We start from the raw sequence: 20,088 nt of genomic DNA, 5'->3' as shown, positions 1-20,088 counted from the left end.
CAGCCGAAAGGAAACGGCACAAACTTCACAAAGCACACGTACTTTTCGAAGGTGCTTTCCTCTGGTGGCCGTGGACCTCGTCCTCGGTGGCCCGGGCCAGGGCACGACGGTCGCGGTGGCGGCCGGGCGGTACGGCCGGTCTCACCTCCACCTCGGCGGTCAGACCACGCGCCGACGCCACCCGCCACAGGGAGGCGAGCAGCGTGTCCACACCGACGAACGCGGGCGTCGTGCTCACCGCCCGCTCCCCGGCCCGGTAGCGGATCCGGACCGGCTGGACCGGCACCCCGGCGTCCAGGGCGGCCTGGAACACCGCCCGGCGGAAGGGCCCGTGGGCGCGTCCGCACCAGGTGCTGCCCTCGGGGAAGGCGGCCACCGCGGCGCCCGCGCGCAGGGCCCGCGCGATCGCGTCGACGGTGCCCGGCAGGGCCCGCGGCCGGTCCCGTTCGATGAACAGCACCCCGGCGCGCGCCGTCGGCCCGCCCGCCACCGGCCAGCACCGGATCTCGCTCTTGGCCAGCATCCTCGCGGGGCGTACGGCGGCCAGCAGCGGGATGTCGAGCCAGGAGACGTGATTGGCGACGAGGAGCAGCCCGCCCCCGGGGACGGCGGCCCCCGTGACGCGGAGCCGGACCCCCGCGGCCCGCACGATCCACCGGCACCAGCGCCGTACCAGGGCCGCGGGCAGCCTGCGCCGCAGGCCGGACGGCGCCAGCACGACGGCGCTCCCGGCGAGGAGCAGCAGGGCGACCGCGGTGAGCCGCAGCACGGCGCGCGGCACGGCCGCCGCGGCCGCCCGGGACCCGTCCACGCAGGCGGCGGGGGTGCAGGGTGCGAGGGGCAGCCAGCCGCTCATCAGGCCGGGGCCAGCGAGAGGAAGTGCCGCAGGTACCGCGGGTCGACCCGGCTCATCGGCAGCAGCACGTACAGGTCCGCGACGCCGAAGTCCACGTCGTGCGCGGGCTCCCCGCAGACCCAGGCGCCGAGCCGGAGGTAGCCGCGCAGCAGAGCCGGCAGTTCGGTGCGGGCGGCGGGCGCGGCCGGGCGCGGGACCCACGGCAGCAGCGGCCGTACCCGGTACTCCTCGGGCGCCAGGTGCCTGGTCCGCACCCGGTCCCAGGCACCGGCGGCGAGGGCCCCGCCGTCGGCGAGCGGGAGTGAGCAGCAGCCCGCCAGCCAGGCGTGGCCGCGATCGGTCATGTAGCGGGCCATGCCGGCCCAGACGAGTCCGATGACGGCGCCGTCGCGGTGGTCGGGGTGCACGCAGGAGCGGCCGACCTCGACCAGGGAGGGCCGGATCGCGTCCAGCGCGGTGAGGTCGAACTCGCTCTCCGCGTAGAGCCGTCCGGCGACCGCCGCGCGCTCCGGGGGCAGCAGCCGGTAGGTGCCGACGACCTGCCCGGTGGTCTCCTCGCGCACGAGGAGGTGGTCGCAGTACGCGTCGAAGGCGTCGACGTCGTACCCGGGCTGCGGGCTCGCCAGCAGCGCGCCCATCTCCCCGGCGAACACGTCGTGCCGCAGCCGCTGCGCGGCCCGTACGTCGTCCTCGTCGCGGGCGAGGCCGACGGTGTAGCGGCGGGGCGCGGCGGGCTTCGGGGGACGGTCAGCGGTCAGTACGCCGGTCATGGGTGCTCTCCTGGGCCGGGGACGGGTCCGCCACAGTTCTTCCGGCACCGGCTGTACTGCACATGACCACTACCGGGAGCACGGATGTGCGCTTCCTGAATGCCGGGCGCGAAGGCGAGACGGGGCCGAGGGGAGCACCTCCCCCGGCCCCGCCCGTCCGCACGTTGTCGGCGAACGTTCACTGAACGCGCCCCAAAAGGGGCGCGAGGAACTGCGCGACCAGCCACGACGGGCCGGCAGCCGCCCACGGCGCTACCGCTGCACCTTTCGCGCAGCCCGCAGCCACTCCTTGTTCATGCTCGTGATGGAGACGAGGGGAATGCCCTTGGGACAAGCCGTGGCGCACTCGCCGGTGAGCGTGCACCCGCCGAAGCCCTCCGCGTCCATCTGCCCGACCATGTCCAGCACCCGCGTCTCCCGCTCGGGCGCGCCCTGCGGCAGGACGTTGAGGTGGTTCACCTTCGCGGAGGTGAACAGCATCGCCGCCCCGTTCGGGCAGGCCGCCACGCACGCGCCGCACCCGATGCACTCCGCGTGCTCGAAGGCGAGGTCGGCGTCCGGCTTCGGCACCGGCGTGGCGTGCGCCTCCGGCGCGGCACCGGTCGGCGCGGTGATGTAGCCGCCGGCCTGGATGATCCGGTCGAAGGCCGAGCGGTCGACGACCAGGTCCTTGACGACCGGGAAGGCGGACGCCCGCCACGGCTCGACGTCGATGGTGTCGCCGTCCTTGAAGGACCGCATGTGCAGCTGGCAGGTGGTGGTGCGCTCGGGGCCGTGGGCGTCGCCGTTGATGACCAGCGAGCAGGCGCCGCAGATGCCCTCGCGGCAGTCGTGGTCGAAGGCGACCGGGTCCTCGCCCTTGAGGATGAGTTCCTCGTTGAGGGTGTCGAGCATCTCCAGGAACGACATGTCCTGCGAGATCCCGTCCACCTCGTACGTGGACATGGCGCCGTCGGCGTCGGCGTTCTTCTGCCGCCAGACGCGCAGGGTGAGCTTCATGCGTAGCTCCGCTGGGTGGGGTGGACGTACTCGAAGACCAGGTCTTCCTTGTGCAGGGTGGGGGCCTCGCCGGTGCCGGTGAACTCCCAGGCGGCGGCGTAGCCGAACTCGTCGTCCTTGCGGGCCGCCTCGCCGTCCGGGGTCTGGGACTCCTCGCGGAAGTGGCCGCCGCAGGACTCGGCGCGGTGCAGCGCGTCGAGGCACATCAGCTCGGCCAGCTCCAGGTAGTCGACGATGCGGTTGGCCTTCTCCAGCGACTGGTTGAACTCCTCGCCGGTGCCCGGGACCTTGATGCGCCGCCAGAACTCCTCGCGGATCTGCGGGATGCGCTCCAGCGCCTTGCGCAGTCCGGAGTCGGTGCGGGCCATGCCGCAGAACTCCCACATCAGCTCGCCCAGTTCGCGGTGGAAGGAGTCCGGGGTGCGGTCGCCGTCGACGGACAGCAGCAGGTTCAGCCGGTCCTCGGTCTCGGCCAGCACCTCCTGTACCACCGGGTGGTCGTCGTCCACGTCGTCCCCCAGCGGGTTGCGGGCGAGGTAGTCGTTGATGGTGGCCGGGAGCACGAAGTAGCCGTCGGCCAGGCCCTGCATCAGCGCGGAGGCGCCGAGCCGGTTGGCGCCGTGGTCGGAGAAGTTGGCCTCGCCGATCGCGAACAGGCCGGGGATCGTGGTCTGGAGGTCGTAGTCGACCCACAGGCCGCCCATCGTGTAGTGCACGGCGGGGTAGATCCGCATGGGTACCCGGTACGGGTCCTCGTCGGTGATCCGCTGGTACATGTCGAAGAGGTTGCCGTACTTGGCCTCGACCGCCCCCCGGCCCATGCGCTTGATGGCGTCGGCGAAGTCCAGGTAGACGCCCTGGCCGCCGGGGCCCACCCCCCTGCCCTCGTCGCAGACGTTCTTCGCGGCGCGGGAGGCGATGTCGCGGGGGACGAGGTTGCCGAAGGACGGGTAGATGCGCTCCAGGTAGTAGTCGCGCTCGTCCTCGGGGATCTCGTTCGCGGGCCGGTCGTCGCCCTTGGCCTTCGGCACCCAGATGCGGCCGTCGTTGCGCAGCGACTCGCTCATCAGCGTCAGCTTGGACTGGTGGTCGCCGGTGCGCGGGATGCAGGTCGGGTGGATCTGTGTGAAGCAGGGGTTGGCGAAGTAGGCGCCGCGCCGGTGCGCCCGCCAGATCGCGGTCGCGTTGGAGTTCATGGCGTTGGTGGAGAGGTAGAAGACGTTGCCGTAACCACCGCTGGCCAGGACGACGGCGTCCGCGAAGTACGTGTCGATCCTCCCGGTGATCAGGTCGCGGGCGACGATGCCGCGGGCCCGGCCGTCCACCACGATCAGGTCGAGCATCTCGGTGCGGGGGTGCATCTCGATGGTGCCGGCCGCGATCTGCCGGCTGAGCGCCTGGTAGGCGCCGAGCAGCAGCTGCTGGCCCGTCTGGCCGCGGGCGTAGAAGGTGCGGGAGACCTGCACGCCGCCGAAGGAGCGGGTGTCGAGCAGTCCGCCGTACTCACGGGCGAAGGGCACGCCCTGGGCCACGCACTGGTCGATGATCTCGACGGAGATCTGCGCGAGCCGGTGCACGTTGGACTCGCGGGAGCGGAAGTCGCCGCCCTTGACGGTGTCGTAGAACAGGCGGTGGATCGAGTCGCCGTCGTTTCGGTAGTTCTTCGCCGCGTTGATGCCGCCCTGGGCGGCGATGGAGTGGGCGCGACGCGGGGAGTCCTGGTAGCAGAACTGGACGACGTGGTAGCCCTGTTCGGCCAGCGTCGCACCCGCGGAGCCGCCCGCGAGACCGGTGCCGACGACGATGACGGTCTTCCCGCGCCGGTTGGCGGGGTTGACCAGCTTCGCCTCGAAACGGCGCGTGTCCCAGCGCTCGTTGACGGGTCCGGCCGGGGCCTTGGTGTCGGCGACCGGTGCTCCGGTCGTGTAGTCGGCGTAGGTTGTCATGTCAGCTCACCACTCCGGTCATGACGCCCACGGGTACGGCGACGAAGCCGATCGTGAGCAGCAGCGCGAGGACGTTCGCGGTCGTCTTCAGGGCCCGGTCGCGGGTGCGGCTGCCGGCACCGAGGGTCTGGGCGGCGCTCCAGAAGCCGTGCCGGATGTGCAGGCCGAGGGCGAGCATCGCGACGATGTAGATGACGTTGCCGTACCAGGTGGAGAAGGTGTCCACGACGTTCTGGTAGGGCTTGCCGGTCTCGAAGCCGCCGGAGTGCACGGTGCCGGTGGTCAGGTCGAGGACGTGCCAGACGATGAACAGGCCGAGGATGATCCCGCCCCAGCGCATGGTGCGCGTCGCGTAGCTGGAACGGGGCTTCCTGTGCACGTACTTGCTGGGCCGCGCCTTGATGTCGCGGCGGCTGAGCTGGTACGCGGAGACGGCGTGGGCGACGACGGCGACGACGAGCACGACGCGGATCAGCCAGAGCGTCCACTCGTAGTGCATGAACGGCTCGCCGACCGTGCGCAGCCAGTGGGCGTAGTGGTTGAACTCCTCGGTCCCGAAGTAGATCTTCAGGTTCCCGATCATGTGGGCGACCAGGTAGAGCAGCATGACGAGACCGCTGACCGCCATCACTGTCTTCTTGCCGACGGTCGAGTCCCACACGGTGCGCGCCATGGACGGCCGTCGGTCCGTCCGCGTTGCCAGAGCCATGTCACAGGACGTTACGGGCCCGGCACCCCATCGGTCCAAGACATGGAACGCCTGGTTTCCATAGGGGTTTCCTATCGACGACGTATGCTCGCGATATGCAGTTGCAACAGCTCCAGTACTTCGTGGCGGTCGCCGAGACCCGGCACTTCACCCGGGCCGCCGAGGTGGTCCACGTGGCGCAGCCCTCGCTGTCGCAGCAGATCAAGGCGCTGGAGCGGGAGCTGGGCGCCGACCTGTTCCTGCGGGCGCGCGGGAACATCACGCTCACCGACGCCGGGGAGGCGCTGCTGCCGCTGGCCCGGCGCATCCTGGCGGACGCGGACACCGCGCGGCACGAGGTGCTGGAGCTGGCGCAGCTGCGCCGCGGCCGGGTCCGGCTGGGCGCCACCCCGAGCCTGTGCACCGGCCTGCTCCCCGACGTGCTGCGCGCCTTCCACGACCGCTATCCCGGCATCCAGCTGCTGATCGAGGAGGGCGGCTCGCACGACCTGGTGCGGGAGCTGGCGCGCGGCGCGCTCGACCTCGCCCTGGTCGTGCTGCCGCTGCCCACCGCCTCACCGGCGCTGACCACGGTGGAGCTGCTGCGGGAGGACCTGGTGGTGGTGTCGTCCCCGGAGTCGCCCCGGCCGGGCGGCGGGCGCCGTGCCGTACGCATCACCGACCTGGAGGGCGAGCGTCTGGTGATGTTCCGGCACGGCTACGACCTGCGGGAGCTGACCGTGGCCGCGTGCCGCTCGGCCGGGTTCGAGCCGGACTTCGCCGTGGAGGGCGGGGAGATGGACGCGGTGCTGGGCTTCGTACGGGCCGGGCTCGGCATGGCGGTCGTCCCGCGCATGGTGGCCGCCCGCTCCGGACGCGGACTGCGGGTGACCCCGCTGGCCCGGCCCGGCCTGCACCGGACCATCGCCCTCGCCCACCGCAGCGACGTGGCTCCGCCCCGCGCGGCACGGGAACTGCAGCGGATGCTGCTGGAGCGGTGAGGGGACCGCCCGGCGTCAGAGCGTGGCCGGCCTGAGGATCTCCTCGCACCAGCGGCGGAAGCTCGTGGGGGCGGTGTCCGGGGTGCTGGGGGCGGACGCGCCGTAGAAGCCCTGGGCGTCCATCGCCGACGCCATGTCGGCCAGGCCCTGCGCGCCCGCCTCGCTCGCCCCGAAGCGGAGGGCCGACGCCCGGTACGCCTCCGGTGTCGTCTCCAGCACGCGTACCGGACGGCCCAGTACGTCGGACAGCACCTCGGCCATGCCGTTCGGGGTGAGGTCGTCGGGGCCGACGAGGGGGACGTCGGCGCGGCCGGTCCAGTCGGCGTCGAGCAGCAGGCGGGCGGCGGTGGCGGCGATGTCGGCGGTGGCGCAGGTCCGCAGGACGCGGTCCGTGGCGCAGGCCATGCGGAACTCGCCCGTGTCGCGCAGGGCGGCCGCCTGCCCGAGCAGGTTCTCCATCAGGAAGGGCGGGCACAGGGCGCGGTAGTGCACGCCGGTGGCCGCGATCCGGTCGTCCATGGCCAGGGAGGCGGAGATCGGTCCGGCGTCCTTGGCCACGCCGCGTCCCAGGCTGGAGACGGCGACGACCCGTGCGACGCCGTGCCGCGCGATCACCTCGCACAGCGGCAGCGTGAAGTCGCGGAAGTGGCCCTCGACGCTGTCGGCGCCGGGCGCGGGCGGCACCAGCCAGAACACCCGGTCGGCACCGGCGCAGGCGGCGGCCAGGACCTCGGGGTCGGCGTGCGAGCCCTGGAAGACCTCGGCGCGCTCGCGGGCGCGGGCGGTGAGGCGGGCGGGGTCGCGGGCGATGACGCGCAGGGCGGTCCCGTCGTCCCGGGCGTCGAGGGCGTCCAGGACGTCGTCGAGGACCTGACGGCCGATTCCGCCGGTCGGGGTGGTGATGACGATCACGAGCACAACTCCGGTTCAGGGAGGGAGAGAAGACAGGGACCGCGCCGGGGCGGGAAGCCCGTTGCGTACGCTTCCCGGCGCTCTCTCATCCTGTTCTCCGGGCCGGTGGAACTGAAGGACCGATCCGATCCCGGTTGTTACCCTGGGGGTAATACCAGCCGTCACCACATGCCTGGGAGGGAGGCGGGGCATGGAGTCGCGTTCCCTGCGCTACTTCGTCGCCGTCGCGGAGGAACTCAACTTCGCGCGCGCCGCCGAGCGGCTGGGCATCTCCCCGCCGCCCCTGTCCAGGGCGATCCGCCGCCTGGAGACCGAGCTGGGCGTCACCCTGTTCGAGCGGACCACCCACCGTGTCACCCGGACCCCGGCCGGCGACGTCCTGCTCGCCGAGGCCCGCGTCGCGCTGGACGCCCTGGAGGCCGCCGGGCGTCGGGCCAGACGGGCGGCCGAGGGGCCGAAGCTGGTGCTGGCCGTGAAGGCCGACGGGGACGCGGGGCTGCTGGAGCCGATCCTCGCGCGCTACGCGTCCGAGCCCGGGGCCCTGCCGGTCGCCGTCCGGCTGTGCGGGTGGCAGGAGCAGCCGCGGCTGCTGAGCGCCGGGGAGGCGGACGTCGCCCTCGTCCACGCCCCGTTCGACGCGACCGGCCTGGACACCGAGCCGCTGGCCGCCGAACCGCGCGTCGCCGCCCTGGCCGCGAACCACCCGCTCGCCGCCCGCGACCGGCTGGAGCTGGCCGACCTCGGCCTCGACGCGGGCAGCGTGGAGCGGCACATCGACGAGGCCCGGCGCGGCCACGACGACCTGGCCCAGGTGCTCACGGCCGTCTCCCTCGGGAAGGTCGTCACCCTGCTGCCCGCCTCGGTGACCGCCCGCTACCCGCGCCCGGGCGTCGCCTACCGCCCGGTCCGGGACGCCCCGCCGGTCGTCCTCTCCCTCGCCTGGCCCCGACACTCCCGCTCGACGGCCACCGCGGCCCTCGTCCGCGCCGCGACCGAGGTCGCCGAAGCGGCCCGTGACGGGGCGTGAGCCGGGCGGCGCCCTCGTTCAGCCCGTGGCGTCCACCAGCGCCAGGTCGTGCAGGCGCTCCGGTGGGCCCGGGCGGGCGTAGTACCAGCCCTGGGCCGTGTCACAGCCCAGTATGCGCAGTTGCTCGGCCTGGGCGCCGGTCTCCACGCCCTCCACGGTGACCGCGAGGTCCAGGCTGTGGGCGAGGGCGACGATCCCCTCGACGATCTTCAGGTCGACGGGGTCCGCCGGGAACTGCTGCATGCTCTGCGTGAACGAGCGGTCCAGCTTAAGGACGCTCACCGGCAGCCGGCGCAGATTGGCCAGGTTGGAGTACCCGGTGCCGAAGTCGTCCAGGGCGATGTCCACGCCCATCTCGGCCAGCCGACGCAGCGGTTTCAGCAGGTCGTCGTCGGCGCCGATCAGCGCCGACTCGGTCACCTCCAGGCAGAGCGCGTCGGGCGTGACACCGGTCCGCTCCAGGATCTCGACGGTGTCCTGGACCAGCCCCGGGTGGGTGAGCTGGCAGGGCGAGAGGTTGACGTTGATGCGCAGCGGGCCCGCGGCGCCGTCCTCGCCGTACCGCTCGCGCCAGAGGCGGGCCTGCCGCACGGACTGCTCCAGGACCCAGCGGCCCAGCGGCACGATCAGCCCCGTGTGCTCGGCGAGCGGGATGAACCGGTCCGGACCGAGCACCCCGTGCTGCGGGTGCAGCCAGCGCACCAGCGCCTCGGCGCCGCGCACACCGCCGTCGCCGAGGTGGACCAGCGGCTGGTACTCGATGAAGAACTCGCCCCGCTCCAAGGCGGCGGGCAGCGCGGTGGTCAGCCCGTGCCGGGTGATGACACGGGCGTCGGCCTCCGGATCGGCCAGCTCGAAGCGGTTGCCGCCCGCCGACTTGGCCCGGTACATGGTGATGTCGGCGCTGCGCAGCACCTCGGCCGGGCTGCGCTCGCCGGCCGGGCCCTCGACGATGCCGATGCTGCCCCGCACGGTCAGTTCGCGACCGTCGACGCTGACCGGGGCGAGCAGCGCGTTCATGATGCGCCCGGCCAGTTCGTCGACCTCGTGCCGGGTGTCGGGCCCGGTGGTCAGCGCCACGAACTCGTCGCCGCCGAGCCGGGCGACCATCTCGCCGGGCGCGGTGGCGCAGGCCTGGAGCCGGTCGGCGACCTCCACGAGCAGCCGGTCGCCGGCCGCGTGGCCGAGGCTGTCGTTGACGGTCTTGAAACCGTCGAGGTCGAGGTAGCACAGGCCGAAGCGCTGGCCAGGGCCCGCGTTCAGGGCCTTCTCCAGCCGTTCGAAGAAGAAGCTTCGGTTGGGCAGGCCGGTGAGCGCGTCGTGCGTGGCCTCGTAGCGCAACCGCAGGTTGAGCAGCCGCCGTTCGGTGGTGTCCTCCATCAGCGCGAGCTGGTACTGCGGGGTGCCGTCGGCGTCGCGCAGCAGGGAGACCGTCAGGTTGGTCCACAGGACCGTCCCGTCGGGCCGGTAGAAGGCCTTCTCCACGTGGTAGTGCTCGCGCTCGCCGCGCACCAGTTCCTCGTAGAGCCGCCAGGTCTGCGGCGCGTCGTCGGGATGCGTCCACTCGGTGGCCCGGCGGCCGCCCAGCGTGGAGTCGGCGATGCCGAACATGCGCATCAACGCGTCGTTGACCTGGAGGACGTTGCCGTCCAGGTCGGCGATGCCGATGCCTATGGCGGCGCCCTCGAAGACCGCGCGGAAGCGGGCCTCGCTGGCGTGCAGGGCCTCGGCCACCACGCCCTGCGCCTTCAGGGCGGCCTGCGCGATGGCCTCCTGCTCGGCGAGGGTCCGGTCCCGCAGCGCCCCGGCGAACCCGGCCGCCATCGCGTGCTGGAGCCGTGCCGAACGGGCCCGCAGGTCCTCCGGGTCGCCGTCCTCGCCGCAGTAGAGCACCAGGTAGGCGTCGACGCAGTCCAGCGTCCGGGAGAGCGCCTCCGGATCGGTGCAGTGCGCGTCCACGAGCGCGGCGCCGACCGCCCGGGCCTCCTCGGCGTCGAAGCTCCGGGCGTGCAGCACCCCGCGCAGCCGGCGGGCCAGCGGCAGCAGTTGGGCCTCGAACTCGGGCCGGGTGGACGACGTCGAGGTCACCGGGAACACCGCCCGGCTCCAGATCGTCGCGAACCGGCGCAGTCTGTCCTCCGGCCCGTCCGGCTCCGCGCTCACGCCGTACGCCCCACGCCGGCGAACCCGGAGAACGCGTACGGGTCCTCGTCCTCCGGCTCTTCCTCCGGCCTCCAGCGCGGCATCGGAACCAGTCCGGGCTCCACCATGTCGTACCCCTCGAAGAACCGCGCGATGTCGTCGCGCGAACGCATGATCAGCGGATTGCGGATGTCCTTGTACACGTCCACCGCGCCCCCGGCCCGCTCGGCGGGCAGCGGGATTCCCTCGTACGAGGCGTGCGTGAGGACGAGCAGGCTGCCGGGCGCGAGCGCGTCGCTCAACTCGGCCACCGCGGCGTACGGGTCGTCCTCGTCTTCCACGAAGTGCAGTATGGCAACCAGCAGCAGGGCGACCGGTCGATTCAGGTCGATCAGCCGCTCCACCTGGGGGCTGGCCAGGATCTCGCGCGGCTTGAGCAGGTCGCCGGCCACGACGTCGGCGTCGTCGTGGCCCGCCAGGACGGCCTCGCTGTGCGCGACCGCCACCGGGTCGTGGTCGACGTACACCACGCGGGCGCCGGGACGGCTGCGTCCGGCCACCTCGTGGACGTTGCCGAAGGTGGGGATGCCGGAGCCGATGTCGAGGAACTGGTCGATGCCCCCGTCGGCCGCGAAGCGCACGGCCCGGCGCATGAACGCCCGGTTCGCCTGCATGATCTTGGGGAGTCCCGGCATGAACTCCATCGCCCTGCGGGCCGCTTCCCGGTCGACCTCGAAGTTGTGCGAACCGCCCAGGTAGAAGTCGTAGATCCGGGACACGCTGGGCACCGAGATGTCGATGCTGCGAGGGGCCCAGGCGGGACGCTCCATCTAGCTCTCCAAGGCATAGGCGGTCCGGTGTTCGAGCTGAGGCTACTGATCGCCCGCCAAAGGAGCGAGCCCAAACGGAAATTGACCGTCCGTTCCCGGTCACTGCCCGCGGCACGTGCCGTGAGCGAAGGCATCGCAATGCGCACGAACGGGACCGTCCCCTCCGTCTGGGTACGGAGGGGACGGCCCGCGCTCGCGCGCTGAAGGTCGGCAGGCGGTAGGTCGCTACTTCTTCGGCGCGCCGACCGGCTTTCCGTCGGGCTTGACGGCGTACCAGGTGCCGCCCACACCCTGACCGTTGGTGTCCCCGGCCTTCTTGTCGCCGGCGAAGGTGTAGATGGGCCAGCAGTCGATCGTCTGCTGGACTCCGCCGTCGGGCCGGGTGAAGCTCATCAGTCCCTTCTTCTCCACGCCCTTGGTGTCGTTGGCCTCGACGGGTGCCACGACCGGCCACTTCTCCAGGCAGGCGCCGGTGCAGGCCGACACCGGCTTCGGCCAGGCCTCGTCCTTCATGAAGCGGTAGACGGTCATGCCGTTCTTGTCGACGACGATCTCGCCGAGCTTCGGGTCGTTGCGGGTGGACAGCCCGGCGGCCGGTTCGGCCTTGGCCTTCTTGCCGTCCGCGGCCAGCGCGTACCACTTCTTGCCGACGCCCTGACCCTTGACGTCTCCGGCGGCGGTGTCCTTGGCGTAGCGGTACGCGGGCCAGCCGCCGATCGTCAGCTGCTTGGTGCCGTCGGGCCGGGCGACCTCGCCGAGCAGGTCCTTGTCGATGCCCTCACCGGCGAGGGCGTCGTCCGCGGCCACGGGCGGCCACATGGTGGCGCAGTCGTTCTCGCAGGTCGTCTTGGGCGGTTCGGCGGTGTCGGCGTCGAAACGGTAGAGGGTACGGCCCGCTCCGTCGGTCACCAGCTCGCCGATCTCGGCGTTCGCCGTGACGGACAGCTTGCCCGCGGGCTCCGGCGCGCTCGCCGAGGCCTGCCCGGCGCCCGCGCCGGCACCGAGTCCGTCACCGGCGCCGGTGCCGAGGTCGCCGACGTCGCCGGGGGCGGCCGTGGCGCCCACGTTCTGGCTGCCGGTGGCGCCGCCGCCGTCCTGGCCGCACGCCGTCGTCAGCGCCAGCAGCGCCGCGGCGCCCGCCACGAGTGAGGCGCTCCGCCAGGAGGTCTTCATCGTCAATCCCCGATCGTCACGAAGGTGTTGGGGCGCCCTGGTGGGCCGCCGCACGACACTGGGTACGCACGGGGGAGCCCGTTGTGTTCAACCGGCCGCGGGTTTTCTTCCCGTCCGCCACCGGCGCGCCGCCCCTCGTACAGGTTTCCGGGCTTCCGCGCGAGCGGGTCCGCCCTCGTCAAACCCCTGGTGGGGCCGTGTCCCTCCTTCGGGGCAATCACCGCGCACTCGGGCGTGGGACGGTGCGCCAGGCTCCATGATCTGCGTCGTGCATGGACCCGAACCGACCCGATCCGCCGCCGCCGGACGGGTGTTGGCCCTGGTGACGCTGACGTTCACCCTCGTCGGCATACCGGTCGGCCCGGCGCAGGCCGACGCCTGCGCGTACGCGTCGACCGGACCGGACGGCACCGACGCGGTGGCGGTGGCCGGGAGCGCTTCCTGGCCCACCTTCCCGCCCTGTCCGAGGCCCACCCCGACGCCGACACCCACCCCGACGCCCACGCCTCCCCCGCCCGAGCCCCCTCCCCCTCCCCCGACGCCGCCCGCGCCGAAGCCTCCGCCGCCCAAGCCGCCGAAGCCGAAGCCCGAACCGCCGGCCCCGCCTCCGCCCGCGCGGCCGGCGCCGCCCCGGCCCACACCGACCCCGACCCCGTCGCCGACGCCCCGTCCCGCCCCGCCGCCGGTCCGTCCCGCGGCGCCCGCGCCCGCTCCCTCGGCCACGCCCCGTCCGTCGCTCAGCCCGGTGCACTATCCGCGCCACCGTGCCGCCCGGGCGCCGCAGCGGTCCTCGCGCGGGACCACGTCGCCGCTCGTCTTCGTCCTGCTCATCACGGTGCCCGCGGTGGTCGCCGTCGCCGCGCTCCGTGCGCGCTGATCCCTGGAGGCCTCTCTTGCCGGAATGGCTTGTTCTCACCCTCGCGATGCTGGCCGCCTGTGTCGTGGTCGTCATCGTCACCCTCCTACGGCACCGCACCGCGTCCGACGACGAGGACATCACCGAGACCCCGGACGTCATCGAGTACATGACGATGTGGATCGGCGTGGTGTACGCCATCGTCCTGGGCCTGGCCATCGCCGGTGTCTGGGAGGCGCGCAGCGCGGCCCAGGCCGACGTGCAGACGGAGGCCGTCGCGCTGCACGAGATCTCGGAACGGGTCCGGGTCTACCCGCCCGACGTCCGTGACCGCATCCGGGCGGATGTCAACGCCTATGTCGGACACGTCGTCACCACCGAGTGGAAGGCCATGGCCGACCACGGCGAGGTGACCGACCGCGGAACCGAACTGCTCCACCGCGTCCGCGCGGACGTCAGCGACTACGAGCCGAGGTCGGACTTCGAGGCGCAGGCGTACCAGCCCCTCGTGGACCAGGTGGCCCTCGCGGACCAGGCCCGGTCCTCCCGCACCCAGTCGACCGGGGCGACCATGCCGGGGGTGGTGTGGTTCGGGCTGATCGCCGGGGCCCTCGTCACCATCGGGATGGTCTTCGCCCTGCAGATCCGGCGCACGACCCGCGAACTGGTCCTCGCGGGGCTGTTCTCCGCGCTGATCGCCTTCCTGCTCTTCCTGATCTGGGACTTCGACGCACCCTTCAGCCGGGGCGTGGCGGCGTCGACCGACCCGTTCCTGAGCCTCTTCCCCGGCGCCGGGGACTGACACGACAGCGGGGACGGTGGCGGCCGACACGCCGTCACCGTCGCCTGAGCGGCCCACACGCTTGCCCCATTCGCGCGACTGCGATCGCGGCGACGTGCGCGGCTTCCTAGCGTTTCGGGCATCGAGGTGCATTCCTGGCGCGAGCGGAACAGGTCCGCCGCTGCTCCTCGGGGACCCGGAGGATTCACCATGCGCGCGATACCCGTCGCCTCGGTCGCACTGCTGGGCGGCGCCGCCCTCTCCGCCTGCGTACCGGCCGGGGCCGTGGGCTCGAACACGTTCGGCTTCACCGTCAGCCCCGCCACCGTGGCGCCCGGCGGCGAGGTCACGCTGGGGGTGGGCCGTACCGCCGCGGGCTGCCACGGGCGGGTCACGGTGACCTCGCCGGTGTTCGACACGGTCACCATCCCCCGGGACGAGTCGTCGGCGACGGCGCGGGTCGACCGGGACGCCCGGCGCGGGGCGGTCTACCGGGTGACGTTCGCCTGCCGGGACAAGACCGGCACGGTGGACCTGACCATCGCGGGCGGCGGCTCGCACCATCCGTCCGACGAGCCCTGGCACTCCAAGGGCGTGCACGCCGGGGAGGGCGGCAGCGTCGCCGGGTCCGACATGAAGCAGCTCGGGCTCGGGGCGGCGCTCGTCGCGGGGGCGGTGGGCACGGCGTACCACCTCTCGCGCCGCCGTTCCGGCGCGGACGGCGCCTGACCCCGCCCCGCCGAGCGCAGGACTTCGCCCCGGATCCGACGAGGGTCCGGGGCGAAGCTCTGCGGTCGTGCTCCGGTCGCGGGCGCTCAGATCCGCCGCTCGGACCGGCGGCGCATCCAGAACAGTCCGCCACCGGCGACGGCCGCGGCGACGAGCCCGCCACCGATCGCGATGTCGGTCGAGGTCGCCCCGTCGGAGCTGCTGCCGCCGAGGCCGCCGCGGACACCGCCGATGACGGTGAAGGCCGCCGGCCGGGTCAGCCGCCGGCCCGAGCAGTTGACGGTGATGTCGTACGAGCCCGGCCTGGCGTCCTGCCTGATGGTGGCGGTGCCCTTCGACGTCTCGTTGGCTCCCCTGACCGGGGTCAGGTGGGTGGTCCGGAAGGCGTCCGAGGTCATGGTGCCGCCCTGGGGGCAGCCGTCGACCGTGACGGTCATCTGACCGCCGCGGGCGATCACGCTGGGCAGCGCGACGATGTTGCTCGGCTGGTTGTGGTCACCCCCGGCGGTGGCCGCGGGGGCGGCCAGTGAGAGGACAGCGACGGCGGCGCCGGCTGCCGCGAGGGCACGAGTGGTGCGCATGTGATCCTCCGCGGAAGACGCCCCGGGTCCCGTCCCCGGTCGATCGGCGAGAAAGCGCCTCCCAGAAAGACCCTCAGTTGCCCTGCCCCCAGCCGCATTTCGGGAATGGTCCGTCCTGGTGAGCGGGTTGCCGGGCCGAAACCGCGCGAGTGGATATCGCCGCAGGTCACGCCCCGTCAGAAAATCTCCGCCGGTCACCTCCCGGATGGCGCACGCAGGGACGCGCGCACCACCCGTTCGCCGCTGCCCCGTCGCCGGTCCCCCGCACGGCGCTTAGCGTGCTCGTATGCGCGGATGATCCGGCGACGGCCGGGTCGAGAGGGGAAGGCGAATGTACGACTCCGAGTTGGCCGAAGAGGAGGAGCGGCGGAGGAAGCGCGCTCCCTGGGGCGTGATAGCGCTTGTTCTGCTGACCGGTCTCGCGCTCATCCGCAACGGCTCCGGGGAATTCGACGTGGGCCCCCCGCAGCCCGCGTCGGCCGCCGCCTCGGACACCCGCGCGGCCGCCGGTGACGGCGCCGCCGCCGGCGTCGCACCGCTGCCGTACTCGGTGCCGGACCGGGTCTCCATCCCCGCCATCCAGGTGGACGCGCCGGTCATGGGGGTCGGTCTCGACGCGGACGGCTGGGTCGACGCGCCGCCGCCCGAGGACCCGAACCTGGCCGGCTGGTTCACCGGCGCGGTGTCCCCGGGGGAAAAGGGCACCGCGGTCGTGGTCGGCCATGTGGACAACCAGCAGGGCCCCGCCGTCTTCTACGGGCTCGGCGCCCTGAAAAAGGGAAACAAGGTGGAAGTGCGCCGCCAGGACGGAAAGACGGCCGTCTTCGAGATCTACGGCATCGAGGTCTTCGAGAAGGACAACTTCCCCGGCGACCGGGTCTACGGCTCGAAGGGCGGCCCGGAACTGCGGGTCATCACCTGCGGCGGCGGTTTCACCAAGCAGAACGGCTACGACGGGAACGTCGTCGCCTTCGCCCGCCTGACCGAGGTCCGCTGAGCGTGCCCCGGCCCGGCGGGCGCGGCGGTGGTCAGATCAGGCGCCGCCGGGGAACGGTGAGGTGGTAGCCGGAGTCGAGCAGTTCGGGCAGGTAGCGCCGCAGGGCGCGGACACTCTGGGAGCGGTCGCCCCCGGCGTCGTGCGAGAGCACCACGACGCCGGGGGCCGCGCCTTCCTCGACCCGGTCGACGATGGTGCCGGTGCCGGGTGTGGTCCAGTCCAGGGTGTCCACGGTCCAGGCGAGCGGCTCCATGCCGAGTTCCGCGCCGAGCTGGAAGGCGGCGCGGTTCCACGCGCCGTACGGGGCCCGGAACCAGCGGGGCGCCTCGCCGTAGGCCTGCTCGACCACCTCGCTGGTGCGTTCCATCTCGGAGCGGATGCGGCGCCGGGAGAGCTTCGTCAGCAGCGGGTGGGACCAGGTGTGGTTGCCGACCACGTGCCCCTCGTCGGCCATCCGGGTCAGCAGGTCCCGGTTGTAGTCCGCCATCTCCCCGCAGACGAAGAACGTCGCGCGCACCTCGTACTTCGCGAGGGTGTCCAGGATCCGCGGGGTGTACTCGGGGTGGGGTCCGTCGTCGAAGGTGAGCATCATGGTGCGGCCCCGGCCCGTCATGCGCAGGATCGGCTCGCTGCGCACCGGGGGCCGGCCGGGCGCGGCCCGTGGGGCGCCGTATCCGGTCAGCGGCTGGAGGCGGTAGGCGGAGGGCTTGAGCGGGCTGCGCTGCGGGGGCCCGGGGGCGGGGACGGGGGCGGGCGGCTTCGCCGGGCCGTTCCCCAGGCCCGCCGCGAGCGCGCCGCCGGCGCCGGCCGCGCCCAGGGCCGCGACGCCGGTGAGCAGGGTACGGCGGGTGAGCAACTGGTCCTTCTTCATGACTCATCCCTCGCCCGGTCACGGTGCGCCGCACCTGAGCAACACCGGGGCGGCGGCATGATTCCACCCGCCCGGCTCAAGATCGCCGGGTCTCCGATAATCTCGCCGCGTGACGGAACAGCACTCCCATCAGTTCGAACGCGGCACGGACGGCCCGAAGGTCATCGTCGCCGGTGTCGACGGCTCCGACTCCTCGTTGCGGGCCGCCGCCTACGCCGGGGGGCTGGCCAGGCGGCAGGGCGCGCTGCTCGCCGTGGTGTACGTGCAGCCGGTGCTGGCGGGAGGCGCGGCGCTCGGGGCGTCGGTGGCGGAGACGACCGACGAGATCGCCGAGGAGCTGGTGGCCCAGATCCGGGAGTCGACGCAGCGGGTGAAGGGGATATTCGACGTCCGCTGGGAGTTCCACACGTTCCGCGGCGACCCGTACAGCGGTCTGGTGCAGACGGCCGACGAGCTGAAGGCGGACGCGGTGGTGGTGGGCGCCTCCGAGCAGGCCGGTCACCGGTTCGTCGGCTCGGTCGCGGTGCGGCTGGTGAAGGCGGGACGCTGGCCGGTGACGGTGGTGCCGTAGCACCGGCCCGGCCGGTGCGGGCGTCTTGGGTCCTGCGTGCGTCGTGACTTCCGTCACGGACGTGTGTGCGTCATCATGATCCACCGTCAGCCGTTTGCCGTTCACGAAGAGGTGAGGCGCATGGCCCGGATCCGCATGGGTGAGGGTGTTCTCCGCCGCAAACCCATCGAATACATCGAGGAGACGGAGAGCGGCGGGGGCCTGGTGCGCTCGCTGGGGCTGTGGCAGCTGACCGCGATCGGCGTCGGCGGCATCATCGGGGCCGGGATCTTCACGCTGGCCGGCACGGTCGCCAACGGCACCGCGGGTCCGGCGGTCCTGGTCTCCTTCCTCATCGCCGGTGTCGCGAGCGCGGCGGCCGCCCTGTCGTACGCGGAGTTCGCCGGGCTGATCCCGAAGGCGGGCTCCGCCTACACCTACGGGTACGCGGTCCTGGGCGAGCTGGTGGGCTGGTTCATCGGGTGGGACCTGCTCCTGGAGTACACGGCGATCGTGGCGGTGGTCGCGATCGGCATCTCGGGCTACTTCAGCTTCCTGGTCGGCGAGATGGGAGCCGACCTGCCGAACTGGATGCTGGGAGCGCCCGGCACCGGGGACGGACACAAGGTCGACCTGTTCGCGGCCGTGCTGTGCCTGCTGATCGCGTACCTGCTGACGCTGGGCATCAGGAACGCGGCCCGCTTCGAGATGGTCGTGGTCGTGCTGAAGGTGCTGGTGGTGCTGCTGGTGATCGGGGTCGGCGTCTTCCACATCAACAGCTCGAACTACCACCCGTTCTTCCCGTTCGGGGTCGGCGGGGCGTTCACCGGCGCGGCGACGGTGTTCTTCGCGGTCTTCGGCTACGACGCCATGTCGACCGCGGCCGAGGAGTCGAAGGACGCCCAGCGGCACATGCCGAAGGCGATCGTCTACTCGCTGATCATCTCGATGGTGCTGTACGTGGCGGCCTGTCTGGTGCTGACCGGCATGCAGAACTACAAGGACATCGACCCGGAGAGCGGCTTCTCGACGGCGTTCAAGTCGGTGGGGCTCAGCTCGCTGGCCGACATCATCGCGGTGGGCGCCATCATCGGCATCCTCACGGTGATGTTCACGTTCATGCTGGGCGTCACCCGCGTGTGGTTCTCGATGTCGCGCGACGGACTGCTGCCCAAGTGGTTCGCCAAGACGCACCCGACACGGCACGTGCCGACACGGGTCACCTGGATCGTCGGGGTCGCGTCGGCCGTGATCGCCGGGTTCCTGCCGATCGGCGAGGCGGCGGAGCTGACCAACATCGGCATCCTGCTGGCGTTCGTGGTGGTGTGCGCGGCGGTGATCGTGCTGCGCTACCGGCAGCCGGACCTGCCGCGCACCTTCCGTACCCCGTGGATGCCGTTCGTGCCGGCGCTGGGCATCGTCTTCTCGATCTGGCTGATCACGTTCCTGCAGTGGCAGACCTGGGTGCGGTTCGCCGTGTGGTTCGTGGTGGGCCTGGTGATCTACTTCGCGTACTCGTACCGGAAGTCGGAGCTGGCGCGGCGTTAGAGGGTGCCGAGGAATCCGGCGACGATGTCCGTGAAGGCCCCGGGCCGCTCCATGTTCGGGTAGTGCGCGACGCCTTCGACGACGACGGAACGGCCGTTTTGGACCGTGCGGGCGAGCCGTTCCGCCTCGGCGAGCAGCTCGGGCGCGTCCAGGGCGCCGTTGACGGCGAGGACCGGGACGTCGATCTTCGGGACGCGGGCCCAGGCGCCGGTCAGGGGCACATGGTGGTTCTCCTCGTCCGGGGTGTGCTTGGCGAGGGTGCCGAGGGCCATCTCGCGCACGCGGCGCAGCACGTCGGGGTCGACGTCGTCGAGGGTGCGGTACTCCCCCGGCACGAAGCGCAGGAACGCCGTGAGCCAGCCCTCGACGTCCCCGGCGCCCAGTGCGGCGGCCTGCTCCGCCTGCACCTGTCGCACCCAGGGGTCGGTGTACTCGAACTCGCTGGTGGACGCCCCGCAGGCCACCACCGCACGGACCAGTTCCGGGTACTCGATGACCGTGTCGGTGGCGATGGCCCCGCCCATGGACACGCCGACGAGCACCGCGGGTCCGGTGTCGAGGTGGCGGAGCAGGGCGGCGAGGTCGTCCGCCCAGCGGAACGGCCGGGTCGCGTTGGCGGAGGCGCCGTGGCCGCGGACGTCGGGAGCGATCACCCGGTACTCGCGGGCCAGGGCGGGGATCTGGGCGTCGAACACGCGGTGGTCGGTGAAGCCGGAGTGCAGCAGGACGACCGGGTCGCCCGAACCGGTGTCGCGGTAGGCGAGATCGCCGTCGTCGGAGGCGAAGAGACGGAGGTCCGAAGCGGAATTCATGACAACCAAGGTGTCATGT

At 72.4% G+C, this 20,088-nt stretch carries 20 protein-coding genes; 8 read left to right on the top strand and 12 right to left on the bottom strand.

What is annotated here, in order from left to right; genetic code table 11:
- Window positions 1-25: 25 nt before the first annotated feature.
- The 5 genes from ACZ56V_RS19665 to ACZ56V_RS19645 form a co-directional block, all read right to left on the bottom strand.
- Complete coding sequence (locus ACZ56V_RS19665) at window positions 26-856, bottom strand: lysophospholipid acyltransferase family protein (RefSeq protein ID WP_468943800.1); 831 nt, start codon at window positions 854-856, stop codon at window positions 26-28.
- Window positions 856-1,626 carry a GNAT family N-acetyltransferase gene (locus ACZ56V_RS19660; RefSeq protein WP_468943798.1) on the bottom strand — a complete coding sequence of 257 codons (771 nt, stop codon included), beginning with the start codon at window positions 1,624-1,626 and terminating at the stop codon, window positions 856-858. Before ACZ56V_RS19660 ends, ACZ56V_RS19665 begins: the two co-directional genes overlap by 1 nt.
- 252 nt (window positions 1,627-1,878) lie before the next feature.
- Window positions 1,879-2,625: a succinate dehydrogenase/fumarate reductase iron-sulfur subunit gene (locus ACZ56V_RS19655; RefSeq protein ID WP_398916782.1), complete on the bottom strand. Its 747-nt coding sequence runs from the start codon at window positions 2,623-2,625 to the stop codon at window positions 1,879-1,881.
- A complete protein-coding gene (locus ACZ56V_RS19650; protein WP_467382136.1) occupies window positions 2,622-4,571 on the bottom strand; it encodes a fumarate reductase/succinate dehydrogenase flavoprotein subunit in 1,950 nt (649 codons plus the stop codon). The genes ACZ56V_RS19655 and ACZ56V_RS19650 overlap by 4 nt, the downstream gene beginning before the upstream one ends.
- Window position 4,572: 1 nt before the next feature.
- A complete protein-coding gene (locus tag ACZ56V_RS19645) occupies window positions 4,573-5,244 on the bottom strand; it encodes a succinate dehydrogenase (protein WP_398916889.1) in 672 nt (223 codons plus the stop codon).
- A 131-nt stretch (window positions 5,245-5,375) separates the two neighbouring features.
- Here ACZ56V_RS19645 and ACZ56V_RS19640 point away from each other — a divergent pair, with 131 nt between their 5' ends.
- A complete protein-coding gene (locus ACZ56V_RS19640; protein WP_052842528.1) occupies window positions 5,376-6,260 on the top strand; it encodes a LysR family transcriptional regulator in 885 nt (294 codons plus the stop codon).
- A 15-nt stretch (window positions 6,261-6,275) separates the two neighbouring features.
- On the opposite strand, the gene ACZ56V_RS19635 is transcribed toward ACZ56V_RS19640, so the two are convergent.
- Window positions 6,276-7,172, bottom strand: a complete 897-nt coding sequence (locus ACZ56V_RS19635) for an NAD(P)H-binding protein (RefSeq protein WP_398916786.1) — start codon at window positions 7,170-7,172, stop codon at window positions 6,276-6,278.
- 190 nt (window positions 7,173-7,362) lie between these two features.
- Between ACZ56V_RS19635 and ACZ56V_RS19630 the strand changes: the two genes are divergently transcribed.
- On the top strand, window positions 7,363-8,199 hold the full coding sequence (locus tag ACZ56V_RS19630; RefSeq protein ID WP_468943793.1) for a LysR family transcriptional regulator: 837 nt from the start codon (window positions 7,363-7,365) through the stop codon (window positions 8,197-8,199).
- A gap of 18 nt (window positions 8,200-8,217) precedes the next feature.
- Here ACZ56V_RS19630 and rmdA read toward each other — a convergent pair whose 3' ends face one another.
- From rmdA to ACZ56V_RS19615, 3 genes are all read right to left on the bottom strand, one after another.
- Window positions 8,218-10,362: a cyclic Di-GMP phosphodiesterase RmdA gene (rmdA, locus tag ACZ56V_RS19625; RefSeq protein WP_468943790.1), complete on the bottom strand. Its 2,145-nt coding sequence runs from the start codon at window positions 10,360-10,362 to the stop codon at window positions 8,218-8,220.
- Window positions 10,359-11,171, bottom strand: coding sequence for an SAM-dependent methyltransferase (locus ACZ56V_RS19620; RefSeq protein ID WP_468943788.1), 813 nt, complete (start codon window positions 11,169-11,171; stop codon window positions 10,359-10,361). The genes rmdA and ACZ56V_RS19620 overlap by 4 nt, the downstream gene beginning before the upstream one ends.
- 225 nt (window positions 11,172-11,396) lie before the next feature.
- A complete protein-coding gene (locus ACZ56V_RS19615) occupies window positions 11,397-12,344 on the bottom strand; it encodes an SCO0930 family lipoprotein (protein WP_398916891.1) in 948 nt (315 codons plus the stop codon).
- A gap of 268 nt (window positions 12,345-12,612) precedes the next feature.
- On the opposite strand from ACZ56V_RS19615, the gene ACZ56V_RS19610 reads away from it, so the two are divergent.
- From ACZ56V_RS19610 to ACZ56V_RS19600, 3 genes are all read left to right on the top strand, one after another.
- On the top strand, window positions 12,613-13,221 hold the full coding sequence (locus ACZ56V_RS19610; RefSeq protein WP_468943785.1) for a hypothetical protein: 609 nt from the start codon (window positions 12,613-12,615) through the stop codon (window positions 13,219-13,221).
- A gap of 16 nt (window positions 13,222-13,237) precedes the next feature.
- The gene (locus ACZ56V_RS19605) at window positions 13,238-14,002 is read left to right on the top strand and encodes a bestrophin-like domain (protein WP_468943783.1); all 765 of its coding nucleotides are present in this window, start codon (window positions 13,238-13,240) and stop codon (window positions 14,000-14,002) included.
- A gap of 189 nt (window positions 14,003-14,191) precedes the next feature.
- Window positions 14,192-14,710 carry a hypothetical protein gene (locus ACZ56V_RS19600; protein ID WP_398916797.1) on the top strand — a complete coding sequence of 173 codons (519 nt, stop codon included), beginning with the start codon at window positions 14,192-14,194 and terminating at the stop codon, window positions 14,708-14,710.
- A gap of 86 nt (window positions 14,711-14,796) precedes the next feature.
- On the opposite strand, the gene ACZ56V_RS19595 is transcribed toward ACZ56V_RS19600, so the two are convergent.
- Window positions 14,797-15,291, bottom strand: coding sequence for a hypothetical protein (locus ACZ56V_RS19595; protein WP_356370608.1), 495 nt, complete (start codon window positions 15,289-15,291; stop codon window positions 14,797-14,799).
- A 331-nt stretch (window positions 15,292-15,622) separates the two neighbouring features.
- Between ACZ56V_RS19595 and ACZ56V_RS19590 the strand changes: the two genes are divergently transcribed.
- Window positions 15,623-16,288: a class F sortase gene (locus tag ACZ56V_RS19590; protein WP_467382128.1), complete on the top strand. Its 666-nt coding sequence runs from the start codon at window positions 15,623-15,625 to the stop codon at window positions 16,286-16,288.
- 31 nt (window positions 16,289-16,319) lie between these two features.
- On the opposite strand, the gene ACZ56V_RS19585 is transcribed toward ACZ56V_RS19590, so the two are convergent.
- The gene (locus ACZ56V_RS19585; protein ID WP_398916803.1) at window positions 16,320-17,159 is read right to left on the bottom strand and encodes a polysaccharide deacetylase family protein; all 840 of its coding nucleotides are present in this window, start codon (window positions 17,157-17,159) and stop codon (window positions 16,320-16,322) included.
- A 109-nt stretch (window positions 17,160-17,268) separates the two neighbouring features.
- On the opposite strand from ACZ56V_RS19585, the gene ACZ56V_RS19580 reads away from it, so the two are divergent.
- Together ACZ56V_RS19580 and ACZ56V_RS19575 are read left to right on the top strand one after the other, a co-directional pair.
- Window positions 17,269-17,730: a universal stress protein gene (locus tag ACZ56V_RS19580; RefSeq protein WP_356370600.1), complete on the top strand. Its 462-nt coding sequence runs from the start codon at window positions 17,269-17,271 to the stop codon at window positions 17,728-17,730.
- A gap of 120 nt (window positions 17,731-17,850) precedes the next feature.
- Window positions 17,851-19,257 (top strand): amino acid permease, encoded by a 1,407-nt coding sequence (locus ACZ56V_RS19575; protein ID WP_398916805.1) that lies wholly within the window; start codon window positions 17,851-17,853, stop codon window positions 19,255-19,257.
- Here the strand turns inward: ACZ56V_RS19575 and ACZ56V_RS19570 are convergent.
- Complete coding sequence (locus ACZ56V_RS19570) at window positions 19,254-20,069, bottom strand: alpha/beta fold hydrolase (protein ID WP_398916807.1); 816 nt, start codon at window positions 20,067-20,069, stop codon at window positions 19,254-19,256. The two genes, ACZ56V_RS19575 and ACZ56V_RS19570, sit on opposite strands and share 4 nt — an antisense overlap.
- Window positions 20,070-20,088 lie beyond the last annotated feature (19 nt).

It is taken from the genome of Streptomyces sp. NPDC034099, assembly GCF_055575415.1.
This window is presented reverse-complemented; position numbering and strand designations above follow the sequence as displayed.

Coding starts and splice junctions, on each gene's coding strand:
- ACZ56V_RS19665 (WP_468943800.1), bottom strand. CDS start 856: ATGAGCGGCTGGCTGCCCCTCGCACCCTGCACCCCCGCCGCCTGCGTG.
- ACZ56V_RS19660 (WP_468943798.1), bottom strand. CDS start 1,626: ATGACCGGCGTACTGACCGCTGACCGTCCCCCGAAGCCCGCCGCGCCC.
- ACZ56V_RS19655 (WP_398916782.1), bottom strand. CDS start 2,625: ATGAAGCTCACCCTGCGCGTCTGGCGGCAGAAGAACGCCGACGCCGAC.
- ACZ56V_RS19650 (WP_467382136.1), bottom strand. CDS start 4,571: ATGACAACCTACGCCGACTACACGACCGGAGCACCGGTCGCCGACACC.
- ACZ56V_RS19645 (WP_398916889.1), bottom strand. CDS start 5,244: ATGGCGCGCACCGTGTGGGACTCGACCGTCGGCAAGAAGACAGTGATG.
- ACZ56V_RS19640 (WP_052842528.1), top strand. CDS start 5,376: ATGCAGTTGCAACAGCTCCAGTACTTCGTGGCGGTCGCCGAGACCCGG.
- ACZ56V_RS19630 (WP_468943793.1), top strand. CDS start 7,363: ATGGAGTCGCGTTCCCTGCGCTACTTCGTCGCCGTCGCGGAGGAACTC.
- ACZ56V_RS19620 (WP_468943788.1), bottom strand. CDS start 11,171: ATGGAGCGTCCCGCCTGGGCCCCTCGCAGCATCGACATCTCGGTGCCC.
- ACZ56V_RS19615 (WP_398916891.1), bottom strand. CDS start 12,344: ATGAAGACCTCCTGGCGGAGCGCCTCACTCGTGGCGGGCGCCGCGGCG.
- ACZ56V_RS19600 (WP_398916797.1), top strand. CDS start 14,192: ATGCGCGCGATACCCGTCGCCTCGGTCGCACTGCTGGGCGGCGCCGCC.
- ACZ56V_RS19595 (WP_356370608.1), bottom strand. CDS start 15,291: ATGCGCACCACTCGTGCCCTCGCGGCAGCCGGCGCCGCCGTCGCTGTC.
- ACZ56V_RS19590 (WP_467382128.1), top strand. CDS start 15,623: ATGTACGACTCCGAGTTGGCCGAAGAGGAGGAGCGGCGGAGGAAGCGC.
- ACZ56V_RS19585 (WP_398916803.1), bottom strand. CDS start 17,159: ATGAAGAAGGACCAGTTGCTCACCCGCCGTACCCTGCTCACCGGCGTC.
- ACZ56V_RS19575 (WP_398916805.1), top strand. CDS start 17,851: ATGGCCCGGATCCGCATGGGTGAGGGTGTTCTCCGCCGCAAACCCATC.
- ACZ56V_RS19570 (WP_398916807.1), bottom strand. CDS start 20,069: ATGAATTCCGCTTCGGACCTCCGTCTCTTCGCCTCCGACGACGGCGAT.